A 21,382-nucleotide genomic window follows, 5' to 3' on the forward strand; every position below is an offset into this window, starting at 1 on the left:
CTAACTAAATTTAACAAAAGTTTTATATATTAAAACTAATTTTTTGCGTTATGTTGCGTTATTTATGTTAAAAATAAAAAATATTCGAAAAATATTGCACTAATGTAATTTAAATAAATATATTTGTATAATAACCATTAAAAAACCAATAATTATGAAAAAATTATTACTGATTTCATTTTTGTTTTTTTTAGTACAAGTTACATTTGCACAAACAAAAACAATAACTGGAACTATTAAAAACAATGCAGATGGAATCCCTATTCCAGGTGCCTCGATTCTAATTAAGGGCACTACTAAAAGCAGTGTTACTGATATGGATGGTCAATATCTAATCAATGCATCAGCAGCAGATGTACTTGTATTTAGTTATATGGGTTTTACAACTAAAGAAATGAAAGTTGGAGAACAACAAACAATTAATGTTTCGCTTTTTGAGAGCACTTTAAACTTAGATGAAGTTGTAGTGGTTGGGTTTTCTTCGCAGAAAAAAGCAAATTTAACGGGTGCAGTTGCTAAAATCGACGTTGAAAAGGCACTTGGAAGTAAACCAATTACCGATATAAGTAAAGGTTTACAAGGTACTACGCCGGGATTAAACATTACTTTTAATTCTGGAAACATTGGAAAAACATCAAATATAAATATTCGTGGAGCTGGAACTATTATTAATGGTACTGCTACTGGTTCTCCATTAGTATTAGTTGACGGTGTTCCATCTGATATGTCATTAATTAATCCTGAAGATGTTGCTACGATGTCTGTTCTTAAGGACGCTGCTTCTGCTTCTATTTATGGAGCACGTGCTGCTTTTGGAGTAATCTTAATTACTACTAAAAATGGTAAGGACGCTAAAGGAAAAGTAAGGTTTGCATACAGCAATAATTACGGTTGGAGCAATCCTATTTCATTAATTGAGTTTAATGACCCAACAATCGAACTTCCAGCAATGATTCAAGCGCAAGCTCGTGCAGGAAATGCAAATCCAGAATCTTTTGGAATGAACTACAAAACTTTACTTCCAGGGATAATTAACTGGCAACAAAAGTATGCAGCTACAAGAAGCAGTAACGATAAGAATATGATCTTAGGAGAAGATTTTGATGTTATTGGAGGAAAAGAATACTTCTACAGAGTTTGGGATCCACATAAAGAAATGCTTAAGAAAAACGCAATAACGTCATTCCATAACTTTTCAGCACAAGGATCTTTATCAGAGAAAAGTTCATTTATTGTTTCGTTAGGAGTTTCTAACCAAGAAGGGGTTATGAATATAAATACTGAAAATAATCAAAGAATTAACTTGAACATGGGTATGAGTACTCAATTATCTAGTTGGCTTTCAGGAGATTTCAAAGTATTATCTTCTATGCAAGAATATAAATCTCCTTTTAATTATTACAACAGTGGTTTAGACACTGCTGGAAATGGATATTTTGGATACTACATGCGTTGGGGTTCTTATTTCCCTTATGGTACTTATAACGGAATTTCTTTTCGTCATGCACCGGGTTACATGAATAATGCCTCAATGAATAAAAGATTAGAGAACGATACTCGTATCAATGCGAAATTAACAGCTCAAGTTACAAAAGACTTCAATATTATTGCTGAATACAGCATTAACAACAATTTCTTTAGTAATAAATTTAATGGTGGACAAATACCTTTATGGGATTGGTGGACAAGTGCTGCAGATTTAGTTGCTGGAAAACCTACAATGATGGAGTCTGGCAATGATTTTGTTGCTCAATCAAAATCTTCTTACACTACTAACGTTGCTAATATCTACGCAAACTATTCAAAGACTTTTAATAGTGTACATAACTTTAAAGCATTAGGTGGTTTAAACTCAGAGTGGCAATCATTCGAAAGAACTTACGCTCGTAGAAATACTTTGCTAGATAAAAATAAACCAGAATTTAACTTAGCAATTGGTGACCAATTTACATCACCTCTTTCTTCTAATTCTTCTATTAATCCAGGATTGTCTGAATATGCAATTGCAGGTTTCTTCGGCCGTATTAACTATGATTATGATGGAAGATACTTATTAGAATTAAATGCTCGTTATGATGGATCTTCAAAATTTCCAACGCAAGAACAGTGGGGCTTTTTCCCTTCAGCATCTGTTGGATACAGAATTTCGAATGAGAAATTTATGGAAAGTACAAGAGGCTGGTTGAATGACTTAAAAATACGTGCATCTATAGGATCTATTGGTAATCAAAATATTGCAAACAATGCATTTTTACCAGTTATGACAAGTAGTAATCCATGGTGGTTAGGAAGTGGAGCTACTATCCCACCTTCTGTATCGCTACCAAGCAATGTGGACGCAAACTTATCATGGGAAAAAGTTACAACTCAAGATATTGGTTTAGATTTAAGAATCTACAATATGGTTGGATTAACATTTGACTATTATCAAAGAGACACTAAAGGAGTTTTATCTCCTGGAAAAACTTTGCCAGGATCATTTGGACAATCAGCAGCAAATACAAATTCAGGAAACTTAAGAACTAGAGGTTGGGAATTAGGAATTAACTTCAACAAAGAAATCACTAAAGACATTTCTGTTTACACAGATTTAACTTTATCTGATTACACAACAGAGGTTACTGAATGGAATAACTCTTCTAGACTTTTAGGTTCATTCTACGCAGGACAAAAAATAGGCGAAATTTGGGGTTTAACTACAGATAGACTTATTCAAGCTACTGATGTTGTAGATCAAACTGGTTCTATTGTTAACGGAATTGATTACAAAGACATTCGCTCAGGGACATTTAAATACGGTGCTGGAGATGTTATGTACAAAGATCTAAACGGAGATGGAAAAATATCTAGAGGAAAAGGAACAGCTGATGATTCAGGTGATTTAAGTGTTATAGGTAACGCTACTCCTAAATATCAATATGGTATTCGTCTTGGTGGAAATGTATATGGTTTTGATATCGATGCGTTTTTTCAAGGAGTTGGTGAGCGTCAATACTGGGCTACTTCAGATCTAGTTTTACCATTCTATAGTAGAACTGATGCAATGTATGCGAACATGAATGACTACTGGACACCAGATAACACAAATGCTTATTATCCTAATCCGTTCCCTAAACATGATGCAAATGCTTTTGGGGGTTATGCTCCAGGATCAAATAACTTCGTGTCACAGTCTAGATATTTATTAAATATGTCATACTTAAGATTAAAAAGCGTAACAGTAGGATATACTTTACCTAAAAGCTTAAGTAAAAGAATTGGTGTTGATAAGATCAGACCTTACGTTTCTGGTTTAAACCTATTGACTTTTAAAGACAGTAATTTACCTGTGGATCCAGAAATCAATGATTCTGAGGCGACTTGGGGAAGAACATTCCCTTATTCTAAAACATGGTCTATGGGTATTCAACTTGCATTTTAAAAAATAAATTAAAAATTAAAGAAAATGAGAAAATTAAAAATAAACTCTAAGATAAAGCTTTCTGTTCTTGCTCTTTCAATAGCAGGAATGTCTTTTAGCTGCTCAGATTTTCTAGATACACCACCAAAAGATATATTTACAGATAGTAATTTTTGGACTTCTGAAAATAACGTTAAAACATTCTCTTGGTTGAATTACGATACCTTTTTAGGATATGGAAATAATGCAGGAACAACTGCAGATTTCTATTTTCATAATTCATCGAATTTTGATGACAATCTAGCTATGAATGTGTTTACAACATTTAATACAACTGCTAATGCAACTAACTCAAACTGGAATTCTTATTACACATTAATTCGTCGCAGTAATTTGATGCTAGAAAGAGTGCCTGCAGTTAATATGGATGAAGCAAAGAAAAATCATTATTTAGGTGTTGCTAAATTTTTCAGAGCATATACGTACTTTAGATTAGCTCAGGAATTTGGAGACGTTCCCTACACCGATGCGTTTTTACAGCAAAATGACGCTAACGTATATAAACCCGCTTTAAGTAGAACTGAGGTAATTAACAATGTAATTAAAGATCTAGAAGAAGCAAGTTCTTTAATGCTTGCTGTTGATGATAAAAACGTAACAGTTAATAAATTTACTGCTTATGCACTATTGAGTAGAGTTTGTCTTTACGAAGGAACTAATAGAAAATATAATCTTGGACAACCAGGAAGCGAATATCTTCAAAAAGCAAAAGCAGCTTCATTAATGGTTATGAATAACGCTTCGTATTCATTAAATTCTGACTGGAAGTCTTTATACAATTCGTTAGAGTTATTAGGAAATACTGAAGTAATTTTAGCTAAAAGATATTTAAGAGGAGTTCTTGGTAACTCTATTCAAGCCTACACTAACACTTCTACTGTGCAAAGTGGTTTGTCTAAATTTGCTGCTGAGAGTTATTCTACAGTTAACGGTTTGCCAATCAAACAAATTGGAGGGAATCCTCAATATTTAGGAGATAATACAATTACAAATGTTTTTGCTAACAGAGATCCACGTTTTGCAAAGGCTTTTGGAAATGTTGATTACGCTTACTCTGACAAACCACTTAATGGTCTAACGTCAATAACTGGATATGTATTTCAGTTGTACAACACTCCCGCTGCTAGCGGCACAGAGGTTACAACTATTGGCCAAAACCAAATTGATGCACCAATATTTACTTTGAGCGAAGTTTATTTAAACTATGCTGAAGCTTGTGCAGAACTTGGTACAGCAACAAACGCTGATCTTAACTTATCTTTAAACAAAGTAAGAGCTCGTGCAGGAATTGCAGTTTTAACTACTGATGGATCAAATGCATCTGTAGGTGGAATTCAGATAAACGATCCTCAAAGAACATCAAGCTTAGAGCAAATCACTGGCGCTGTAAGCCCTCTTATCTGGGAAATTAGACGTGAACGTAGAATGGAATTCATTAGCTGGACAAGTCTTCGAAAAGCTGATATTTTGCGTTGGAAAAAAGGAGATTATCTTGATGGTGCTAAAAACCCTGACGTTTTATTAGGAGCAAGAATTCCCTCTTTGATTGGAACTGCCTCTAAAACTAAAGTTAATGCCGATGGTTACGTAATTCCGTATACTATTTCAAGAACATTTATTTCACCAAAGCATTATTTAACTGCAATTCCAACAAATGATATTAGTCTATATCTTGCTGAAGGAGTAGAATTAAAACAAAATCCAGGTTGGTAATAAATACCACACTTAAATAAATTAACTAGCTCTAGTATTTTTTAAACTAGAGCTAGTATTTTAAAGCTACACACCTACTAAAGTAGCTCATAATATTGTTTCATTATTATTATATTTTTTCAATTGTAATAAAATATAATACTACTTTTCGGCATTTATAAAATTCAGTTTATTAAATTAAAAAATAATTACTGTTACTTTTATTTAATCTAATGCATTCCATAATTTAATTTTTAATAAAGATGATGAAGCTTATAAAAAGAGGTTTGGTTTTTACATTTTCTATATTCTACATTGGAACTTATTGTAATACTACTATACCAATTTTAGATTCAAAAAAAGATTTTGAAATTAGTAATCGACCTATAAAAACCGGTGCCGATAATTATGAAAGCTATCTTCCATTATTAAAAGATAAAAAAGTAGGAATCGTTACAAATCAAACTGGAATTTTAAGTGATCAAACTCATGTAGTTGACTTTTTATTATCAAAAAAAATCAATGTCAGAACTATTTTTGCTCCCGAACATGGTTTTAGAGGAACTGCAGATGCTGGCGAACATGTTGTAGATGGGAAAGATCCAAAAACAGGACTTAGTATCATTTCGCTTTACGGAGATAACAAGAAACCTAAAAAAGAACAATTAGCTGGAATAGATGTAATGGTTTTTGATTTACAAGATGTAGGTGCACGTTTTTACACTTATATTTCGTCATTACATTACGTAATGGAAGCTTGTGCCGAAAACGGAATTCCACTTATAATATTAGATCGGCCTAATCCAAATGGCTGTATAATTGACGGTCCACTTTTAGAAAAAGAGTTCACAAGTTTTGTTGGTATGCACCCTATTCCACTACTTCATGGAATGACAATAGGAGAATACGGAAAAATGATTAATGGACAAAAGTGGTTAAAAAACGCAGCTCAATGTAAACTTACAGTAATACCTTGTGTCGACTATAAACATAATATGCCTTACAGCTTATTAGTAAAACCATCGCCTAATTTACCTAACGATCAATCCATAAATCTATATGCTAGTTTATGTTTTTTCGAAGGGACTAATGTTAGTGTTGGTCGCGGAACGGAGAAGCAATTCCAAATTTATGGATCGCCTTTTTTAGATAAAAAAAGTTTTGATTTTATTTTTACTCCAAAACCAAATTTTGGCGCTAAAGACCCGATGCACAATGGTAAGCTATGCTTTGGCGAAGATTTATCATCTTATAAAAGGCTAAATAAATTAGAACTGAAGTGGCTTATTAAAGCCTATCAAAATACAGCAGATAAGAAAAATTTCTTTAACGCTTTTTTTACAAAATTAGCAGGAACTAAGAAATTGCAAACCCAAATAGAAAATGGTGTTTCTGAAAGTAAGATAAGACAGAGTTGGCAAAAAGACTTGAACTCCTTCAAGAAAATGCGCTCTAATTATCTTCTTTATTAGTGTTATGAGTTCTGAAATTAAAACTGTTATTGTAAATTAAACTGATCATTTAAAAAATAAAAAAATGGCTAAAAATAATCCGGATACTGAAAAAGAATCTCTCTATGCTAATCTAGAAAAAATGAGTACTGAGGAAATACTTATGGGAATTAATGCAGAGGATAAAAAGGTTTCGAGTGTCATTAAGAAACAAATTCCCAATATTGAAAAACTAGTAAATGCCATTGTATTAAAAATGCAAAAAGGTGGTCGCTTATTTTATATCGGTGCAGGAACATCTGGCCGAATAGGTATTTTAGATGCTTCAGAGTGCCCTCCTACTTTTGGGGTCTCACACGATTTAGTTATCGGAATTATTGCGGGTGGTGATTATGCGATTAGAAAGGCAGTTGAAAATGCTGAAGACGATTTTAATCAAGCTTGGGAAGATTTAAAAAAGCATAATATTACAAGCGCCGATTTTGTTATAGGTATTGCCGCCTCAGGAAATACACCTTATGTTATTGGTGGTTTAAAAATGTCAAGAGAAAACAATATTTCTACAGGAAGTATTTCATGCAATAGTAATAGCTTAATTTCAAAAGAAGCAGATTTTCCTATAGAAATTGTGGTAGGACCAGAATTTCTTACTGGAAGTACACGTATGAAAGCAGGAACATCTCAAAAACTAGTTTTAAATATGATTTCTACTTCAGTGATGATTAAGTTAGGAAAAGTATACGGTAACAAAATGATTGACATGCAATTGTCTAACAAAAAATTAGTTCAAAGAGGTGTTGAAATGATTATTGAAGAATTAAATATCGATGAAAAACTGGCCTCAGAATTATTAAATAAACATAAAAGTGTTAGAGCTGTTTTACTCGCTGAAAATAAAAATTTAGAGAGTTAAAAGTCACACGCTGATCCTCATCCTAAATACTAACAAACCAACAACCACATAAAATGACACCAAGCGCAATCCTGATCCTTATCATCGTTTACTTCGGAGTATTATTCTATATCTCGCATCGAGTGAGCCGGAAAGATGATGGAAATGAAGCGTTCTTTACAGCAAACAAAAATTCAAAATGGTATTTAGTTGCTTTCGGAATGATTGGAACTGCTTTATCTGGTGTTACTTTTATTTCTGTTCCAGGAGAAGTGGGTGCAGCTGGTGGCGAACAATTTAAGTACTTTCAATTTATTATAGGAAACGCAATTGGTTTTATAATAATTACAAAATTATTACTGCCCTTGTACTACAGAATGAATTTGACCTCCATTTACAGCTATATCGAGCAAAGAATGGGTTTTTACAGTTACAAAACAGCCGCGTCTATCTTTTTAATTAGTAGAACGATCAGCTCTGCTTTTAGATTGTATTTAGTTGTAATTGTCTTACAGCGCTACGTATTCGACTATTACGGAATTCCATTTGCTGTGACTGTTTTAATATCGTTATTACTTATATTTTCTTATACCTACAGAGGCGGACTTAAAACAATTATCATTACGGACACTTTACAAACGTTTTTTTTAGTAAGTTCTGTTTTCTTGACAATTTATTTTATTTGTGACAGCATGGATTTGAGTGCCATTGGAGCATTCGAAGAAGTGAAGAATAGTAATTATTCAAAAATATTTTTCTTTGATGATTTCTTGGGAAGTAAATTCCATTTTGTGAAGCAAATTTTAGGAGGAATGTTTGTCACCATCGCTATGACAGGACTTGACCAAGATTTAATGCAAAAAAACTTAAGTTGCAAGAACATTGGCGAAGCACAGAAAAACATGTTTACCTTCACGGGAATATTTGTTGTGATCAATATATTTTTCTTGAGCGTAGGAGCTTTACTTTACATTTATGCCAATAAAAACGGTATTGCTATTCCAACAGATTTAATAACAGGAAAACCTAGAACCGACTTACTTTTCCCAGAAATAGCTCTGAACCACCTCTCCATTATTCCAGCAATTGTATTTTTACTTGGAATTATTGCTGCCACGTTTGCAACTACTGATTCTGCTTTAACAGCTTTAACAACTTCTTTTTGCGTGGATTTCTTAGGAATGGATAAACAGGAAAATCTGAAAAAGAAAAACAATGTCAAAATAAGACATTTAGTTCACATCAGTTTTTCAGCATTAATTTTCTTAGTTATTCTTGTTTTTAATTCGATCAATGACAGCTCTGTCGTTGGAATGATATTTAGAGTAGCATCGTACACGTATGGTCCGTTGTTAGGATTATATGCGTTTGGATTATTCCAAAAAACAAGAAATGTAAATGACAAACTGGTACCTTACATTTGTTTGTTGTCTCCCCTATTTACCTATTTGATAAATGAATATTCAAGAACTTTGTTTGCTGGATATGTGTTTGACAATGAATTGATAGTACTTAACGGAATGCTTACATACTTAGGATTGTTATTAACTAGCTCTCACAGCAAGACAAAAATAAGTTTTTAGTCTCCAGTACAAACTAGCTTTGATTATTGCTGACTTTTTACCACTCTATTCAGAGTTAGGTACACTATTTACTTAAAATGAATTAAATGAAAAATTTCTTTATAAAAATTAGCTTCTACACACTTTTTCTATTAGTACTAACTAATTGCGCTAGTTCAAAAAAAACAATTGCAGTAGCATCTTTACAAAAGAATTCGTTCATTGGAGATGCGAAAGTATATAATGCACTACCTAAATTAGAAAGAAAGACATTTTTAAAAGATTCAGACTCTGAAACACGTTGGGTTGACAGTATTTATTCTAAAATGTCTGTCAGAGAAAAACTCGGGCAATTATTTATGGTTTCGGCTTATTCTAATAAAGATTCCGCTCATGAAGACAGTGTCAAAAAATTAATTGAAGAGTATAAAGTTGGAGGTCTTATTTTTTTCCAAGGTAGTCCTATTCGCCAAGCTAAGCTCACAAATGAATATCAAGCTAAAGCAAAAGTGCCTTTATTTATTGGACTTGATGCCGAATGGGGTTTAAGCATGAGACTTGATTCTACTTACGTTTTTCCTTGGAATATGACATTAGGAGCGATCCAAGATTTATCTTTAATAGAACAAGTTGGAATACAAATGGGCGCCGAAGCGAAGAGAATGGGAATCCATTTCAACTTTGCTCCTGTGCTTGATATTAACACTAATCCTAAAAATCCTATCATTGGGAATCGTTCTTTTGGCGAAAGCAAGACTAATGTTTCTGACAAAGCGGTTGCATTAATGAACGGCGTTCAAAGTCAAGGCGTTTTCACGACAGGTAAGCATTTTCCTGGACATGGCGACACTTCCACCGACTCCCACTACACATTACCACTAGTAACTTTTTCGAAAGAACGAATTGATTTAGTCGAACTCTATCCTTACAAAAGAATGTTTGATGAAGGTCTCGCTTCTGTAATGGTTGGGCACCTTAATATTCCAAGTTTAGAAAATAAGCAAAATTATCCTTCCTCCGCTTCTTACAATGTAGTTACTAATTTACTTCAAAAGCAAATGGGCTTCGAAGGCTTGATAATAACAGATGGACTAGCGATGAAAGGTGCTAGCGACTTTAAAGGTGCTGGTGATCTCGAGTTAGCGGTGCTACTTGCAGGAAATGACATTTTTTTAGGTCCAGAAAATGTACCTGTTGCAATGATAAAATTAGAATCGTATTACAAAGAAGGAATTATAACAGAAGCGCGTTTGTCAGAGTCCGTAAAAAAAATATTGCGTTACAAATTTAAAGTTGGTTTAAATACTTACAAACCTATCGAAATCAAAAGTCTTGTCGCTGACATTAATCCTGTACAAAACGAAGCGTTAAGTTATAAATTGTATGAAAATGCAATTACAGTTTTGAAAAATGAGAAAGAAATTCTTCCTATCAAAGATCTAAGTCGAAAAATAGCCTATGTCAAACTAGGAGATGACGTTAACAGTTCTTTTATATCTACTTTAAAAAAATATACAGAAGTAACCGAAGTTTCAAATACAGATATTGATAGCTTAAACAAAGAATTAAAAAAATACGATACGGTAATTATTGGTTACCATAAAGAAAATAAAACATGGGCGAAACAAGATTTTAGTGATAAAGAAATGAAGTGGTTACAAGAAATAGCCAAGCACAATAAAGTAATCTTAGCTGTTTTTGCAAAACCATATACATTACTTCCTATCACAAATTTTGAAGATATTGAAGGATTAGTAGTTTCTTATCAAAACTCAAGCGTAAGCCAAATCGTTTCAGCAGAATTGATTTTTGGTGCGGTCGCTGCCAAAGGAAAACTACCCGTATCAATAAATAAATCATTTCCTGTAAATCATGGCCTATCAACTGAGAAACTAAACCGATTGGGTTTTACAGCTCCTGAAAATGAAAATATGAATTCTCAAATTTTATCTAAAATTGATAGCATTGCAAAAAAAGCAATTGATGGCAAAATGACTCCTGGAATGCAAGTTCTAGTTGCTCGAAAAGGAAATGTAATTTTCCAAAAATCTTTTGGGAATTTCACTTACGAAAATGGCAGTAAACAAGTTAGTAATTCAGATTTGTATGACGTAGCTTCTCTAACAAAGATGATTTCGACTATACCAAATGTGATGCAATTGTATGATAAGAACAAAGTAAAACTAGATACAAAATTAAAAAGAATGGTCCCACTTTTCTCAAAAACAGATAAAGCAAACATCAGTTTTAAGGATTTACTAACCCATTATGCTGGACTTCAAGCATGGATTCCGTTTTACAAAGCGACTTTGAACAGTGATACTTCACCAATGGACAAGTATTACAGTAAAGTCGAAAACGCAAAATTTTCAACTAAAGTAGCCGATAACCTTTTTCTACGAAATGATTATCACGATACCATAATAAAACTAATTGCTGAAAGCCCATTATCACTCAAGAAAGAATACAAATACAGTGATTTTACCTTTATTATTTTAAAGGAATATCTAGAAAGAAAAGCAAAAAAGCCATTAGAAGTTTTAAGTCAGAAAAATTTTTACAGCTCGCTAGGAATGAACAATACATTATATAATCCGTTAACGAAGTTTGATAAAAATAATATTGCTCCATCAGAAGTAGATACTTATTTCCGTCACCAAGTTGTACAAGGTCATGTGCATGATATGGCTGCAGCAATGGAAGGTGGAGTTGCCGGTCATGCAGGAATTTTTTCGAATGCAATGGACGTGGCTAAAATGATGCAACTATTTTTACAAAAAGGAAATTATGGTAACAAAAGCTATTTTTCTACGGCCACTTTCGATGTATTCAATACGTCGTATTACGCTGCTGAAGGAGTTCAAAGAGGTTTAGGTTTTGATAAGAGAATTAAAAAAGATGGACCAACATGTGGCTGCGTTTCGGAAGCTAGTTTTGGGCATACTGGTTTTACCGGCGATATTGCTTGGGTTGATCCAGAGACGGAAATCGTATATGTTTTTCTTTCAAACAGAACTTATCCAGAAGTTACAGCAGAAGGAAACAAATTGGCCAAAGAAAATATTAGAGAAGAAATTCAACAAATTATCCAAAATGCCATTATTAAAAAGGATCCTAAAAGATAGAATTTTCTATAAAACTTTTAACTTTACCAATTCAGATAACTAAAACTATTTGCGAAAATATCAAATCAAACCTTCTTTGATTTTAACTTTTTTATTTGCTTAAAAAATGAATTAATTTTTATTATTTATACATAGAATCATGAATTCAAATCTCGAATCACTTTATAAAATTGCACAAAAACCATCACGAAACGTTATTGGTTTGATGTCTGGAACATCACTAGATGGATTAGATGTGGCTTTGTGCGAGATTTCAGGAGCAGGTGAAGACACACAAATTAAATTGATTCAATTTGAAACAGTTGATTATTCCGAGGATATAAAATTAGAAATCAAATCTATTTTTGCAAAGCAAACTATTGAATTTCAAAAACTCGTTTTATTAAACGAATGGATTGGAACGTTACATGCGGAGATGATTCTAAAATGTCTTGATAAATGGAAGATTACCGCTGATAAAATTGATTTAATAGCATCTCATGGCCAGACCGTTTTCCACGCTCCAAAGATTTTGCACCAGCACGAAAAATTTCCAAATGGTACTTTACAAATTGGAGATGGTGATCACATTGCGGTAAAAACTGGAATAATTACGATATCTGACTTTAGACAAAAACACGTTGCTGCAGGTGGCGAAGGTGCACCTTTAGCAGTTTATGGTGATTATTTTCTTTTTTCTAAAAAAGGAGAAAACAGAATTATGTTGAACATGGGAGGAATTTCAAATTTCACCTATTTACCAGCTTCTAATAATCCCGAAGAGGTTTTTGTAACGGATACAGGAACAGGAAACACGTTAATAGACGCTTTTACAAAACTAAATTTTCCTGAAAAATCTTATGACAAAGATGCCGAAATTGCTAAAACTGGAACTGTAAACGCTGCACTTCTAGAAAGTTTAAAATCTGATTCTTTTTTTAATAAACCGTATCCAAAAACCACTGGACCTGAACTTTTCAATATGGAATATGTTAAAAAGGCTCAAGCCTTAAGCAGTACTCAAAATATTCCGGTTCCTGATTTGCTCGCCACGTTGACACGATTTAGCGCTGAAACGATCGTAACTGCTATAAAAGAAACAATAAAAAGCACTATTTACAATATTGAAGATTTTATCATTTATTTATCTGGTGGTGGTGCGCACAATCCACTATTAATTCAATGGTTAAAAGAATTATTGACTTGCAATTTTGCAAAAACAGATGATTTGGGAATTTCTGGCGATGCCAAAGAGGCGATTCTTTTTGCCGTACTAGCCAATGAAACAGTCTCAGGAGGAAAATCTGATTTTGGTAAGCGAAAAGGAATTCCATCTGTTTCGATGGGTAAAATTTCGTTCCCTAATTAATAAACTAATACAACTATTATATAATGCAAAAAGAACGCTTAATTTCGCTCGATGTTTTTAGAGGATTTACTATTCTATTAATGACAATTGTAAATAATCCTGGAAGTTGGGCGTCAATTTATCCTCCATTAAAACATGCGGAATGGCATGGGTGCACTCCTACTGATTTAGTTTTTCCTTTTTTTATTTTTATAATGGGAACTGCTATTCCATTCGCAATGCCAACTAAACATTTTGATTTATCCGTTTTTCATAAAATATTAGTTCGTTCCTTAAGGATTTTCTGCTTGGGTTTATTTTTATATTTCTTCGGTCGTATTGAAGTCTTTTCGTTAGAAGGCATTCCTTTATTACTAGCTAGAATACTTATTACTTTCGCGGTAGCGTATGCACTATTAGGAAACTTTACTTTAAAAATTAAAACATATCTCGTTTTAATTATTTTTACAGTGATGTTATTCTTGGCTTATAGCGGAATACCCGCATATCAAGACGTACGAATTCCTGGAGTTTTACAACGAATTGCGATTGTCTATTTCTTCACATCCATTTTATATTTAAAAACTAATTTAAAAATCCAAGTCGCTGTAGTAGCATTTATTTTACTGGGTTATTGGGCTTTAATGGCTCTAGTTCCTGTTCCAGAATTTGGCAAAGCAAATTTTGATAAAGCAACTAATTTAGCAGCTTGGCTCGATAACTTATTACTAAATGGACACTTGTGGGCCGCATCAAAAACTTGGGATCCGGAAGGAATTTTGAGTACTTTACCAGCAATTGCTACAGGGATTTTAGGAATGTTTATCGGTCAAGTATTGAATATGTCTATTACTAAAGTAGAAATTGTAAAAAGGATGTCAATTGTGGGTGCATCTTTAATAATTCTTGGCTTAGTTTGGGATGTTGTATTCCCAATAAATAAATCATTGTGGACGAGCTCTTACACAATATACACTGCTGGAATTGCAACAATAAGCTTAGCAATTTTATACTATATCATTGACGTTGCAAATTATAAAAAATGGATAAAATTATTTTTAATTTGGGGAGTTAATCCAATGATTGTGTTTTTCTTCTCGGGGATAATTCCAAGAATTTTAAGTTCAATCAAAATACAAAACCCAAAAATAGCAACGGAAGAAATTAATCTACAGACTTATATTTACAATGATAATATCGTTCCACTTTTCGCTAATCCGCTAAACGCATCGTTATTTTACGCATTGTCGTATGCTGTTTTTTGGTCATTAATATTGTGGTTTTTTTACAAGTATAAGTTGATTTTTAAAGTATAGCTTTTAAATTAAAAAACACAGCTATTTAAATAGTCATGTTAAAGTTGGCAAAGAAATTGATTTCAGGAAAGAGTTGAAATTATAAACTCTATTTAGCGATTAAATTTCTCTAAAAAAGCTATTTTTGAATACTTTAAAATAAAAAACGATAATGAAAATTTACAAGCACATTCTTTTACTACTCCCTTTTCTATTAATCTCCTTTTCTAAAAGTGAGGCTCAAGAACTGAAAGCACATCCTAAAAGTGAATTTAGAGCAGTTTGGATTGCAACTGTTGTTAATATCGACTGGCCCAAAAGTGGCAATGACAATATTGCAAAGCAAAAGGCAGATTATTTAGAAATTTTAGATACTTACAAAAAATTAAATTATAATGCTGTTATAGTCCAAATTAGAAGTGTTGGTGACGCTTTTTATCCAACAAAATTAGCTCCTTGGTCTAAATATTTGACTGGAAAAGAGGGAAAAGCACCCAATCCGTATTTTGATCCACTAGAATGGATGATTACTGAAGCGCATCAACGGGGTTTCGAATTTCACGCTTGGTTGAATCCATATCGCGCAACCATGAATTTAAAAACCGAAGAGCTAAGTCCGGAGCACGATTTATTTAAATTTCCAGAATGGATGATAAAATATGCAGGGAAATATTATTATGATCCAGCACTTCCAGAGGTTCAAAACCATTTAACAGCCGTGATTGAGGAAGTAGTAACGAATTACGATATTGATGCAATACATTTTGACGACTATTTCTATCCTTACAAAGTTCCTGGCGAAAAATTTAATGACAGTGCTTCTTTCAAGAAATATGGAGACGGAAGAACGTTGGAAGATTTTAGAAGATCTAACGTAAATGAATTCGTAAAATGCATTTCTATTTCGATTAAAAATATCAAACCATGGGTGCAATTCGGAATTAGCCCCTTTGGTGTTTGGAGAAATAAATCAGTAGATCCAAGAGGTTCTGACACCAAGTCTGGGCAAACAAATTATGACGATTTATTTGCTGATCCTATTGCTTGGATGGAGAATAAATGGATTGATTATTTAGTTCCACAATTGTATTGGAGTATGGATCATCCCACAGCTTCTCATTCAAAACTTTTACGTTGGTGGTCTGAAAATTCGACAAACGTTAATGTTTATATTGGAAACGGAACGTACAAAGTAAATGCTGATTCAGATAAACGATGGAATAATGCAAAAGAAATTCCAAATCAAATTGATTACGCCAGAAGTTTTAAAAACATTCAAGGAAATGCTTTTTTTAGTGCCAAATCATTTATGAATCGAAATCAAAGTGTCACAAAATTGTTATCCGAAAATCAATATAAATATCCTGCTATTCCTGCTGTAGTTCCTAATGCAGTTCGAAATATGGTCATTGTACCAACAGCAGCAAATATTGTAACAGATCCAATTTCTTCTCGCTTTACAGTGCAATATCCAATGTATAGTAAAGTGCGCTACCTAATGGTTTACGCAGCAAAGTTTAATTCAAAAATTGATATTACTGATGCAAGCCAAATCGTTGATAAAGTAGCATATCGTTTAAATAGCGACACTGTCGAAGTAATTATTCCTGCTTATCAAGTTGATAAAAACACAAAATATGCGATTACTTTTATTGATTATTATGGCAATGAAAGTGAAGCTACAGAAGTGAATTTCGCACTATAAATTAATCTATTTAAAATTCCTTACATGAAAACAGATAATAGACCTTGGTATTGGATTCCCGTTTTAAATTTTGCTTCCGGTTTCCCGTATGTAATCATAATCTCCGTTTCTGTATTGATGTACAAAAACTTAGGGATAAGCAATGAAGATATCGGTTTATATACTAGTTTATTGTATTTGCCTTGGGTAATAAAACCTTTGTGGAGTCCATTCATTGATTTATATGGAACGAAGAGAAAATGGTTTTTATCGATGCAATTACTTATTTCTATTGCTTTTTTAATAGTAGGTTTTATTATTCCCGCTAGCCAATTTTTCATACTAAGTTTAGCTGTTTTTTGGGTTGCTGCCTTTGCTTCCGCATCAAATGATGTTGCTAGTGATGGTTTTTATTTACTTGCTTTGGAGAAAGAACAGCAATCATTCTTTTTAGGGATTAGAAGTACATTTTATAGAGCGTCGATGCTTACTGGAAACGGATTGATAATCTTACTGGCTGGCTATTTAGAACATCGTTTCAGTAATAATGTTCAGGCTTGGTCTTACACAATGATATTTGTAGGGATAGTGATGTCAATTCTAACTGTGTACAACTATTTTGCTACTCCAAAAAGTGAACTTCCAATTGCTGACGGTAAAACGGAAGAGAAAAATTTTGGTAAAGTATTTAGCAGCTTTTTTAAGAAAAAACAAATTGTATTAGTTTTAGCTTTTATACTTTTATTTCGTCTTGGCGAATCACAACTGCTTAAAATGCTTACTCCATTTTTAGTGGATCCAATAAGCGACGGAGGAATGGGATTAGAAACTGAAGATGTTGGACTTATTTATGGAACATTCGGGTTGATTGCCTTAACTGTAGGTGGAATTTTAGGAGGAATTGCTATTTCAAGAGATGGATTAGGAAAATGGATGTTGCCAATGATTCTAGCGATGCACTTACCGATCATTGGATTTGTATTGTTATCTCATTTTCATCCTAGTTCAGTACTCTATATTTATCTCACTGTTATAGCAGAACAATTTGGTTACGGTTTTGGTTTTGCGGCTTTCATGATGTACTTGATTTATGTTGCAGATGGTGAATCGAAGACTTCCCATTACTCTATAGCAACAGGATTTATGGCGCTTGGAATGATGCTACCCGGAATGGTAAGTGGTTATATTCAGGATTATTTAGGATATGGAAATTTCTTTATTTGGGTTTTTATAGCGACAATTCCGGGATTGATACTTTCAAGATATTTGATATTTCCAAAGGAATTTGGTAAGAAAGCAGAGAATATTAATTACCAGACTAGTAAACCTAAAGATGAAGAATAATTAATAGATAGTACTACAAATAATTTAATTTCGATTCGCAAAATTGAAAAATTCAAGTAATAACTGCTATCTCGTTATTCAAAAACTAACAACATGACATTAGAACAAAAAATAGGACAATTTTTCTTTCCCGCAGTTTTTATAAATGACACGGAAGAGAATATCCAAGAGATGGAACTTTTAATTCAAAATCATAATATAGGCGGACTAACTTTTTTTCATAGTAGAGCCAGCGCTGCGACTAATTATGAAACAAAGAAGAAAGTTATTCTAAACGATGATAGTTGCCAACGATTACGAGAACTGATAACTCGTTACCAAAAATGTGCTCCTACTCCACTTTTAATGAGTATTGATGCTGAATGGGGATTAGCGATGCGTGTGGAAAAAACACCGCAATATCCTTACGCAATCACTCTTGGCGCTTTACCGATATCACAGTCTCATTTAGTGTACGAAGTAGGAAAACAAATTGGTTTAGATCTAAAGTCTGTTGGAATACAATACAATTTAGCACCGTTAGCTGATATCAATAATAATCCGAATAATCCGGTGATTGGCTATCGCTCTTTTGGCGAAGAGAAAGAAAAAGTTAGTGATTTTGCTATAGAATATGTGAAAGGAATGAATGATGCTGGCGTCCTTGGATGTCTTAAGCATTTTCCGGGCCATGGAAATACAAATGTAGATTCTCATTTAGGTTTACCAATTTTAGACGAAAATCTAGAGCAGCTATTAGAGAATGAATTGCTACCTTTTATTAAAGGAATTGATGCAAACGTTGATTCTATAATGATAGGTCATTTAGCGGTTCCCGCCTTAAACGATGGAAAGAATACATCTGCAACTTTATCTAAACCTGTTATAGAAACACTTCTACGCAAGCAATTGGGCTATGATGGATTAATCATTTCAGACGCACTAAATATGAAAAGTGTTTCTGATCTTTATTCGAAAAAAGGACAATTAGAATGGGAAGCTTTCAACGCTGGCAATGATATTTTATGTTTTGCAATTAACGTTGCGGAAGGAATTCAGGAAATACTAAAAAATGCATCAGAAGAGCGAATTGATGAAAGTTTCAATCGTTTATGGAAAGCAAAGCAGAAAGCAGGAATTTTAAATCCCGATTCAAGTTTAAATCCAATTTTAAACGGCGACTTCGATTTTGAAACCACGTCAAAATTAAATTATAAAATCGCTGAAAATTGTATTACTACATTACGAGATAATCAAAATACAAATACTGTTTTTGAAGCCCAGCGCGCGAATAAATTAGCTAAAATTAGCCTTTATAAAAATACAGATAATCTATTTTTTAAAAATGTGTCTACCGTATTACCTTCCTCAGAATTTAGCTATGAAATAGGCAATGATTTGGCAATAGCTGAATTAGAAAATGATATTGCTGAATTTGACACAATACTCATCTCCTTGTTCGTTCCAAAAGCTAAACCTTTGAATAAGTTTGATATAGAAGAAACTGTTTTAGAATTTTTGGAAAAAATATTCACAACAAAGAAATGTATCTTATACGTATTCGGGAATCCTTACGCGTTACAAGTAATTCCAAACTTAAAAGCTGCTTTAGGAATTGTCCAAGTTTACCAAGATTTTCCAGAGTTTCAAAAAGTAGCTGCTAATCAGTTACTCTCAAACGCTGCTTGTCAAGGAACACTACCTGTGATAATTACCGATTTATAAATTACAATCCGTACATTTTTTTTAAGTTTCGAAAATTATTTCTAAAGATGAAAATTAGAATAATTTTTCGATAAAATATTTCTTGCTGTAAACTTTTCGAAAATTTTTAAAATTAAAAACTAAAATCGATAAAAATAGAGAAATGAAAATTTTGTTAAAATCTGTTTAGGCTGATAGTAACTTTTTTATCTATATTGCAATCTCAAAAGACAAAGAATGGATACAAAAATTAACAGAAATAAAGAATTATCAATTGGAGAAGCTTTAATTCCTGTTGCCGCACTTATAGTAATGCTAGGTTTCAATGTTTACGTTTATGGTGACGAAGCGTTAAGTGGTAGTAATCAATTTGTTCTATTATTAGGTGCTGCGGTTGCTGCTATTGTTGGCTTTTTTAATAAAGTCACCTTTAGTAAAATGATGGAAGAGGTAGCAGAGAATATCAAATCTACTGTTGGCGCCATTTTAATTTTATTAATGGTTGGTGCATTAGCAGGCACTTGGTTAGTTAGCGGTATTATTCCTTCTATGATTTATTATGGATTGCAAATATTAAGTCCAGCAATCTTTTTACCAGCTACATTAATAATATGTTCTATAATATCAATTGCTACGGGAAGTTCTTGGACCACCAGTGCAACTGTTGGTATTGCTCTAATAGGTGTTGGAGGTGCTTTAGGATTCGATTTAGGAATGGTTGCTGGGGCAGTTATTTCTGGAGCTTATTTTGGTGATAAATTATCACCAATGTCTGATACTACTAACCTTGCTCCTGCTATGGCTGGAACCGATTTGTTTACGCATATTAGGTACATGGCTTTGACCACAATACCTACTTATATCATCACTCTTATTCTTTTTATAGTTCTTGGTTTATCAGTCGATATTCATGGAGACGTAAATATAGCCAAACTGCTTACAGATATTGAGGCCTCTTTTACAATCTCTCCGTGGCTTTTTGCAGTACCGATAATTGTTATTGGTTTAATTATCAAAAAAACAGAACCATTGATTGCATTATTAATAGGTACATTATTAGCCGGCGTTTTTGCAGTAATCTTCCAACCGCATATTATAAATCAAATTGCAGGTGTCCAAACTATGAGCGTACAATCTGCATATAAAGGTGTTATGGATGCAATTACTGGGGATATTACTATTGCAACTGAAAACAAAACACTAGCATCACTTTTCACTTCTGGTGGAATGCAAAAAATGCTTGGGACGATTTGGCTAATTCTTTGTGCAATGGTTTTTGGTGGAATAATGGACGCTATAGGTGCGCTTTCTAGAATAAGTCAAGCTTTACTTAAACTTGCTCATACGACTTTTGGTTTATTTGCTGCTACGGTAGGAAGCTGTTTAGCGCTAAACATAACTGCTTCTGATCAATATTTAGCTATTGTAGTTCCAGGTAAAATGTTTGCAAAAGCATATAAAGATAAAGGACTTGCACCCGAAAACTTAAGTAGAACTTTAGAGGATGCAGGTACAGTATCATCTGTTTTAATACCATGGAATACTTGTGGAGCTTATCATGCGGGTACTTTAGGAGTTTCTACATTTGAATATCTTCCATACGCATTCTTTAATATTATTAGTCCATTCATGACGCTACTATTCGCAGCTTTTAATATTAAAATTAGACAGCTAGTTACTGAAGCTAAAATTTAGGTCGAATAAAATTTATTTCTTTTGATGAGTACCATTTCTTTTAAAAGACTTGGTACTTTTTTTTCGTTATAGCAAAAAACTATAAGTTCATAAAATCTTATAATCAAAATCAATAATTATAACGTATCTTTATTGTAAATTTGCAATAGAAATTTATAAACTAAATATTCAA

12 protein-coding genes are annotated in these 21,382 nt (G+C 33.0%); all 12 read left to right on the forward strand.

The window, feature by feature from the left end; genetic code table 11:
- The first annotated feature begins 154 nt into the window (after window positions 1–154).
- Window positions 155–3,421 (forward strand): SusC/RagA family TonB-linked outer membrane protein, encoded by a 3,267-nt coding sequence (locus BC961_RS12405; RefSeq protein WP_121926181.1) that lies wholly within the window; start codon window positions 155–157, stop codon window positions 3,419–3,421.
- Between the two features lie 24 nt (window positions 3,422–3,445).
- Window positions 3,446–5,173: a RagB/SusD family nutrient uptake outer membrane protein gene (locus tag BC961_RS12410; RefSeq protein WP_121926182.1), complete on the forward strand. Its 1,728-nt coding sequence runs from the start codon at window positions 3,446–3,448 to the stop codon at window positions 5,171–5,173.
- A 245-nt stretch (window positions 5,174–5,418) separates the two neighbouring features.
- A complete protein-coding gene (locus tag BC961_RS12415) occupies window positions 5,419–6,624 on the forward strand; it encodes an exo-beta-N-acetylmuramidase NamZ family protein (RefSeq protein ID WP_121926329.1) in 1,206 nt (401 codons plus the stop codon).
- 64 nt (window positions 6,625–6,688) lie between these two features.
- Window positions 6,689–7,516: an N-acetylmuramic acid 6-phosphate etherase gene (gene murQ, locus BC961_RS12420; protein ID WP_121926183.1), complete on the forward strand. Its 828-nt coding sequence runs from the start codon at window positions 6,689–6,691 to the stop codon at window positions 7,514–7,516.
- Between the two features lie 53 nt (window positions 7,517–7,569).
- A complete protein-coding gene (locus tag BC961_RS12425; protein WP_121926184.1) occupies window positions 7,570–9,078 on the forward strand; it encodes a sodium:solute symporter in 1,509 nt (502 codons plus the stop codon).
- 86 nt (window positions 9,079–9,164) lie between these two features.
- Window positions 9,165–12,182 carry a glycoside hydrolase family 3 N-terminal domain-containing protein gene (locus tag BC961_RS12430; RefSeq protein WP_121926185.1) on the forward strand — a complete coding sequence of 1,006 codons (3,018 nt, stop codon included), beginning with the start codon at window positions 9,165–9,167 and terminating at the stop codon, window positions 12,180–12,182.
- Window positions 12,183–12,321: 139 nt separating this feature from the next.
- Window positions 12,322–13,530 (forward strand): anhydro-N-acetylmuramic acid kinase, encoded by a 1,209-nt coding sequence (locus BC961_RS12435; RefSeq protein ID WP_121926186.1) that lies wholly within the window; start codon window positions 12,322–12,324, stop codon window positions 13,528–13,530.
- 23 nt (window positions 13,531–13,553) lie between these two features.
- Window positions 13,554–14,825, forward strand: a complete 1,272-nt coding sequence (locus BC961_RS12440; protein WP_121926187.1) for an acyltransferase family protein — start codon at window positions 13,554–13,556, stop codon at window positions 14,823–14,825.
- Between the two features lie 151 nt (window positions 14,826–14,976).
- Complete coding sequence (locus BC961_RS12445; RefSeq protein ID WP_121926188.1) at window positions 14,977–16,509, forward strand: glycoside hydrolase family 10 protein; 1,533 nt, start codon at window positions 14,977–14,979, stop codon at window positions 16,507–16,509.
- A gap of 24 nt (window positions 16,510–16,533) precedes the next feature.
- Window positions 16,534–17,832: an MFS transporter gene (locus BC961_RS12450; RefSeq protein WP_121926189.1), complete on the forward strand. Its 1,299-nt coding sequence runs from the start codon at window positions 16,534–16,536 to the stop codon at window positions 17,830–17,832.
- Window positions 17,833–17,925: 93 nt separating this feature from the next.
- Window positions 17,926–19,536 (forward strand): glycoside hydrolase family 3 protein, encoded by a 1,611-nt coding sequence (locus tag BC961_RS12455; RefSeq protein WP_121926190.1) that lies wholly within the window; start codon window positions 17,926–17,928, stop codon window positions 19,534–19,536.
- A gap of 216 nt (window positions 19,537–19,752) precedes the next feature.
- The gene (nhaC, locus tag BC961_RS12460; protein ID WP_121926191.1) at window positions 19,753–21,210 is read left to right on the forward strand and encodes a Na+/H+ antiporter NhaC; all 1,458 of its coding nucleotides are present in this window, start codon (window positions 19,753–19,755) and stop codon (window positions 21,208–21,210) included.
- The last annotated feature ends 172 nt before the right edge of the window (window positions 21,211–21,382 follow it).

The sequence above is a fragment of the Flavobacterium weaverense genome (assembly GCF_003688495.1).
In the GTDB taxonomy this organism is placed as follows: domain Bacteria; phylum Bacteroidota; class Bacteroidia; order Flavobacteriales; family Flavobacteriaceae; genus Flavobacterium; species Flavobacterium weaverense.

Excerpts from the sequence above, each read along its gene's own strand:
- BC961_RS12405 (WP_121926181.1), top strand. The coding sequence starts at position 155 with ATGAAAAAATTATTACTGATTTCATTTTTGTTTTTTTTAGTACAAGTT.
- BC961_RS12410 (WP_121926182.1), top strand. The coding sequence starts at position 3,446 with ATGAGAAAATTAAAAATAAACTCTAAGATAAAGCTTTCTGTTCTTGCT.
- BC961_RS12415 (WP_121926329.1), top strand. The coding sequence starts at position 5,419 with ATGAAGCTTATAAAAAGAGGTTTGGTTTTTACATTTTCTATATTCTAC.
- murQ (WP_121926183.1), top strand. The coding sequence starts at position 6,689 with ATGGCTAAAAATAATCCGGATACTGAAAAAGAATCTCTCTATGCTAAT.
- BC961_RS12425 (WP_121926184.1), top strand. The coding sequence starts at position 7,570 with ATGACACCAAGCGCAATCCTGATCCTTATCATCGTTTACTTCGGAGTA.
- BC961_RS12430 (WP_121926185.1), top strand. The coding sequence starts at position 9,165 with ATGAAAAATTTCTTTATAAAAATTAGCTTCTACACACTTTTTCTATTA.
- BC961_RS12435 (WP_121926186.1), top strand. The coding sequence starts at position 12,322 with ATGAATTCAAATCTCGAATCACTTTATAAAATTGCACAAAAACCATCA.
- BC961_RS12440 (WP_121926187.1), top strand. The coding sequence starts at position 13,554 with ATGCAAAAAGAACGCTTAATTTCGCTCGATGTTTTTAGAGGATTTACT.
- BC961_RS12445 (WP_121926188.1), top strand. The coding sequence starts at position 14,977 with ATGAAAATTTACAAGCACATTCTTTTACTACTCCCTTTTCTATTAATC.
- BC961_RS12450 (WP_121926189.1), top strand. The coding sequence starts at position 16,534 with ATGAAAACAGATAATAGACCTTGGTATTGGATTCCCGTTTTAAATTTT.
- BC961_RS12455 (WP_121926190.1), top strand. The coding sequence starts at position 17,926 with ATGACATTAGAACAAAAAATAGGACAATTTTTCTTTCCCGCAGTTTTT.
- nhaC (WP_121926191.1), top strand. The coding sequence starts at position 19,753 with ATGGATACAAAAATTAACAGAAATAAAGAATTATCAATTGGAGAAGCT.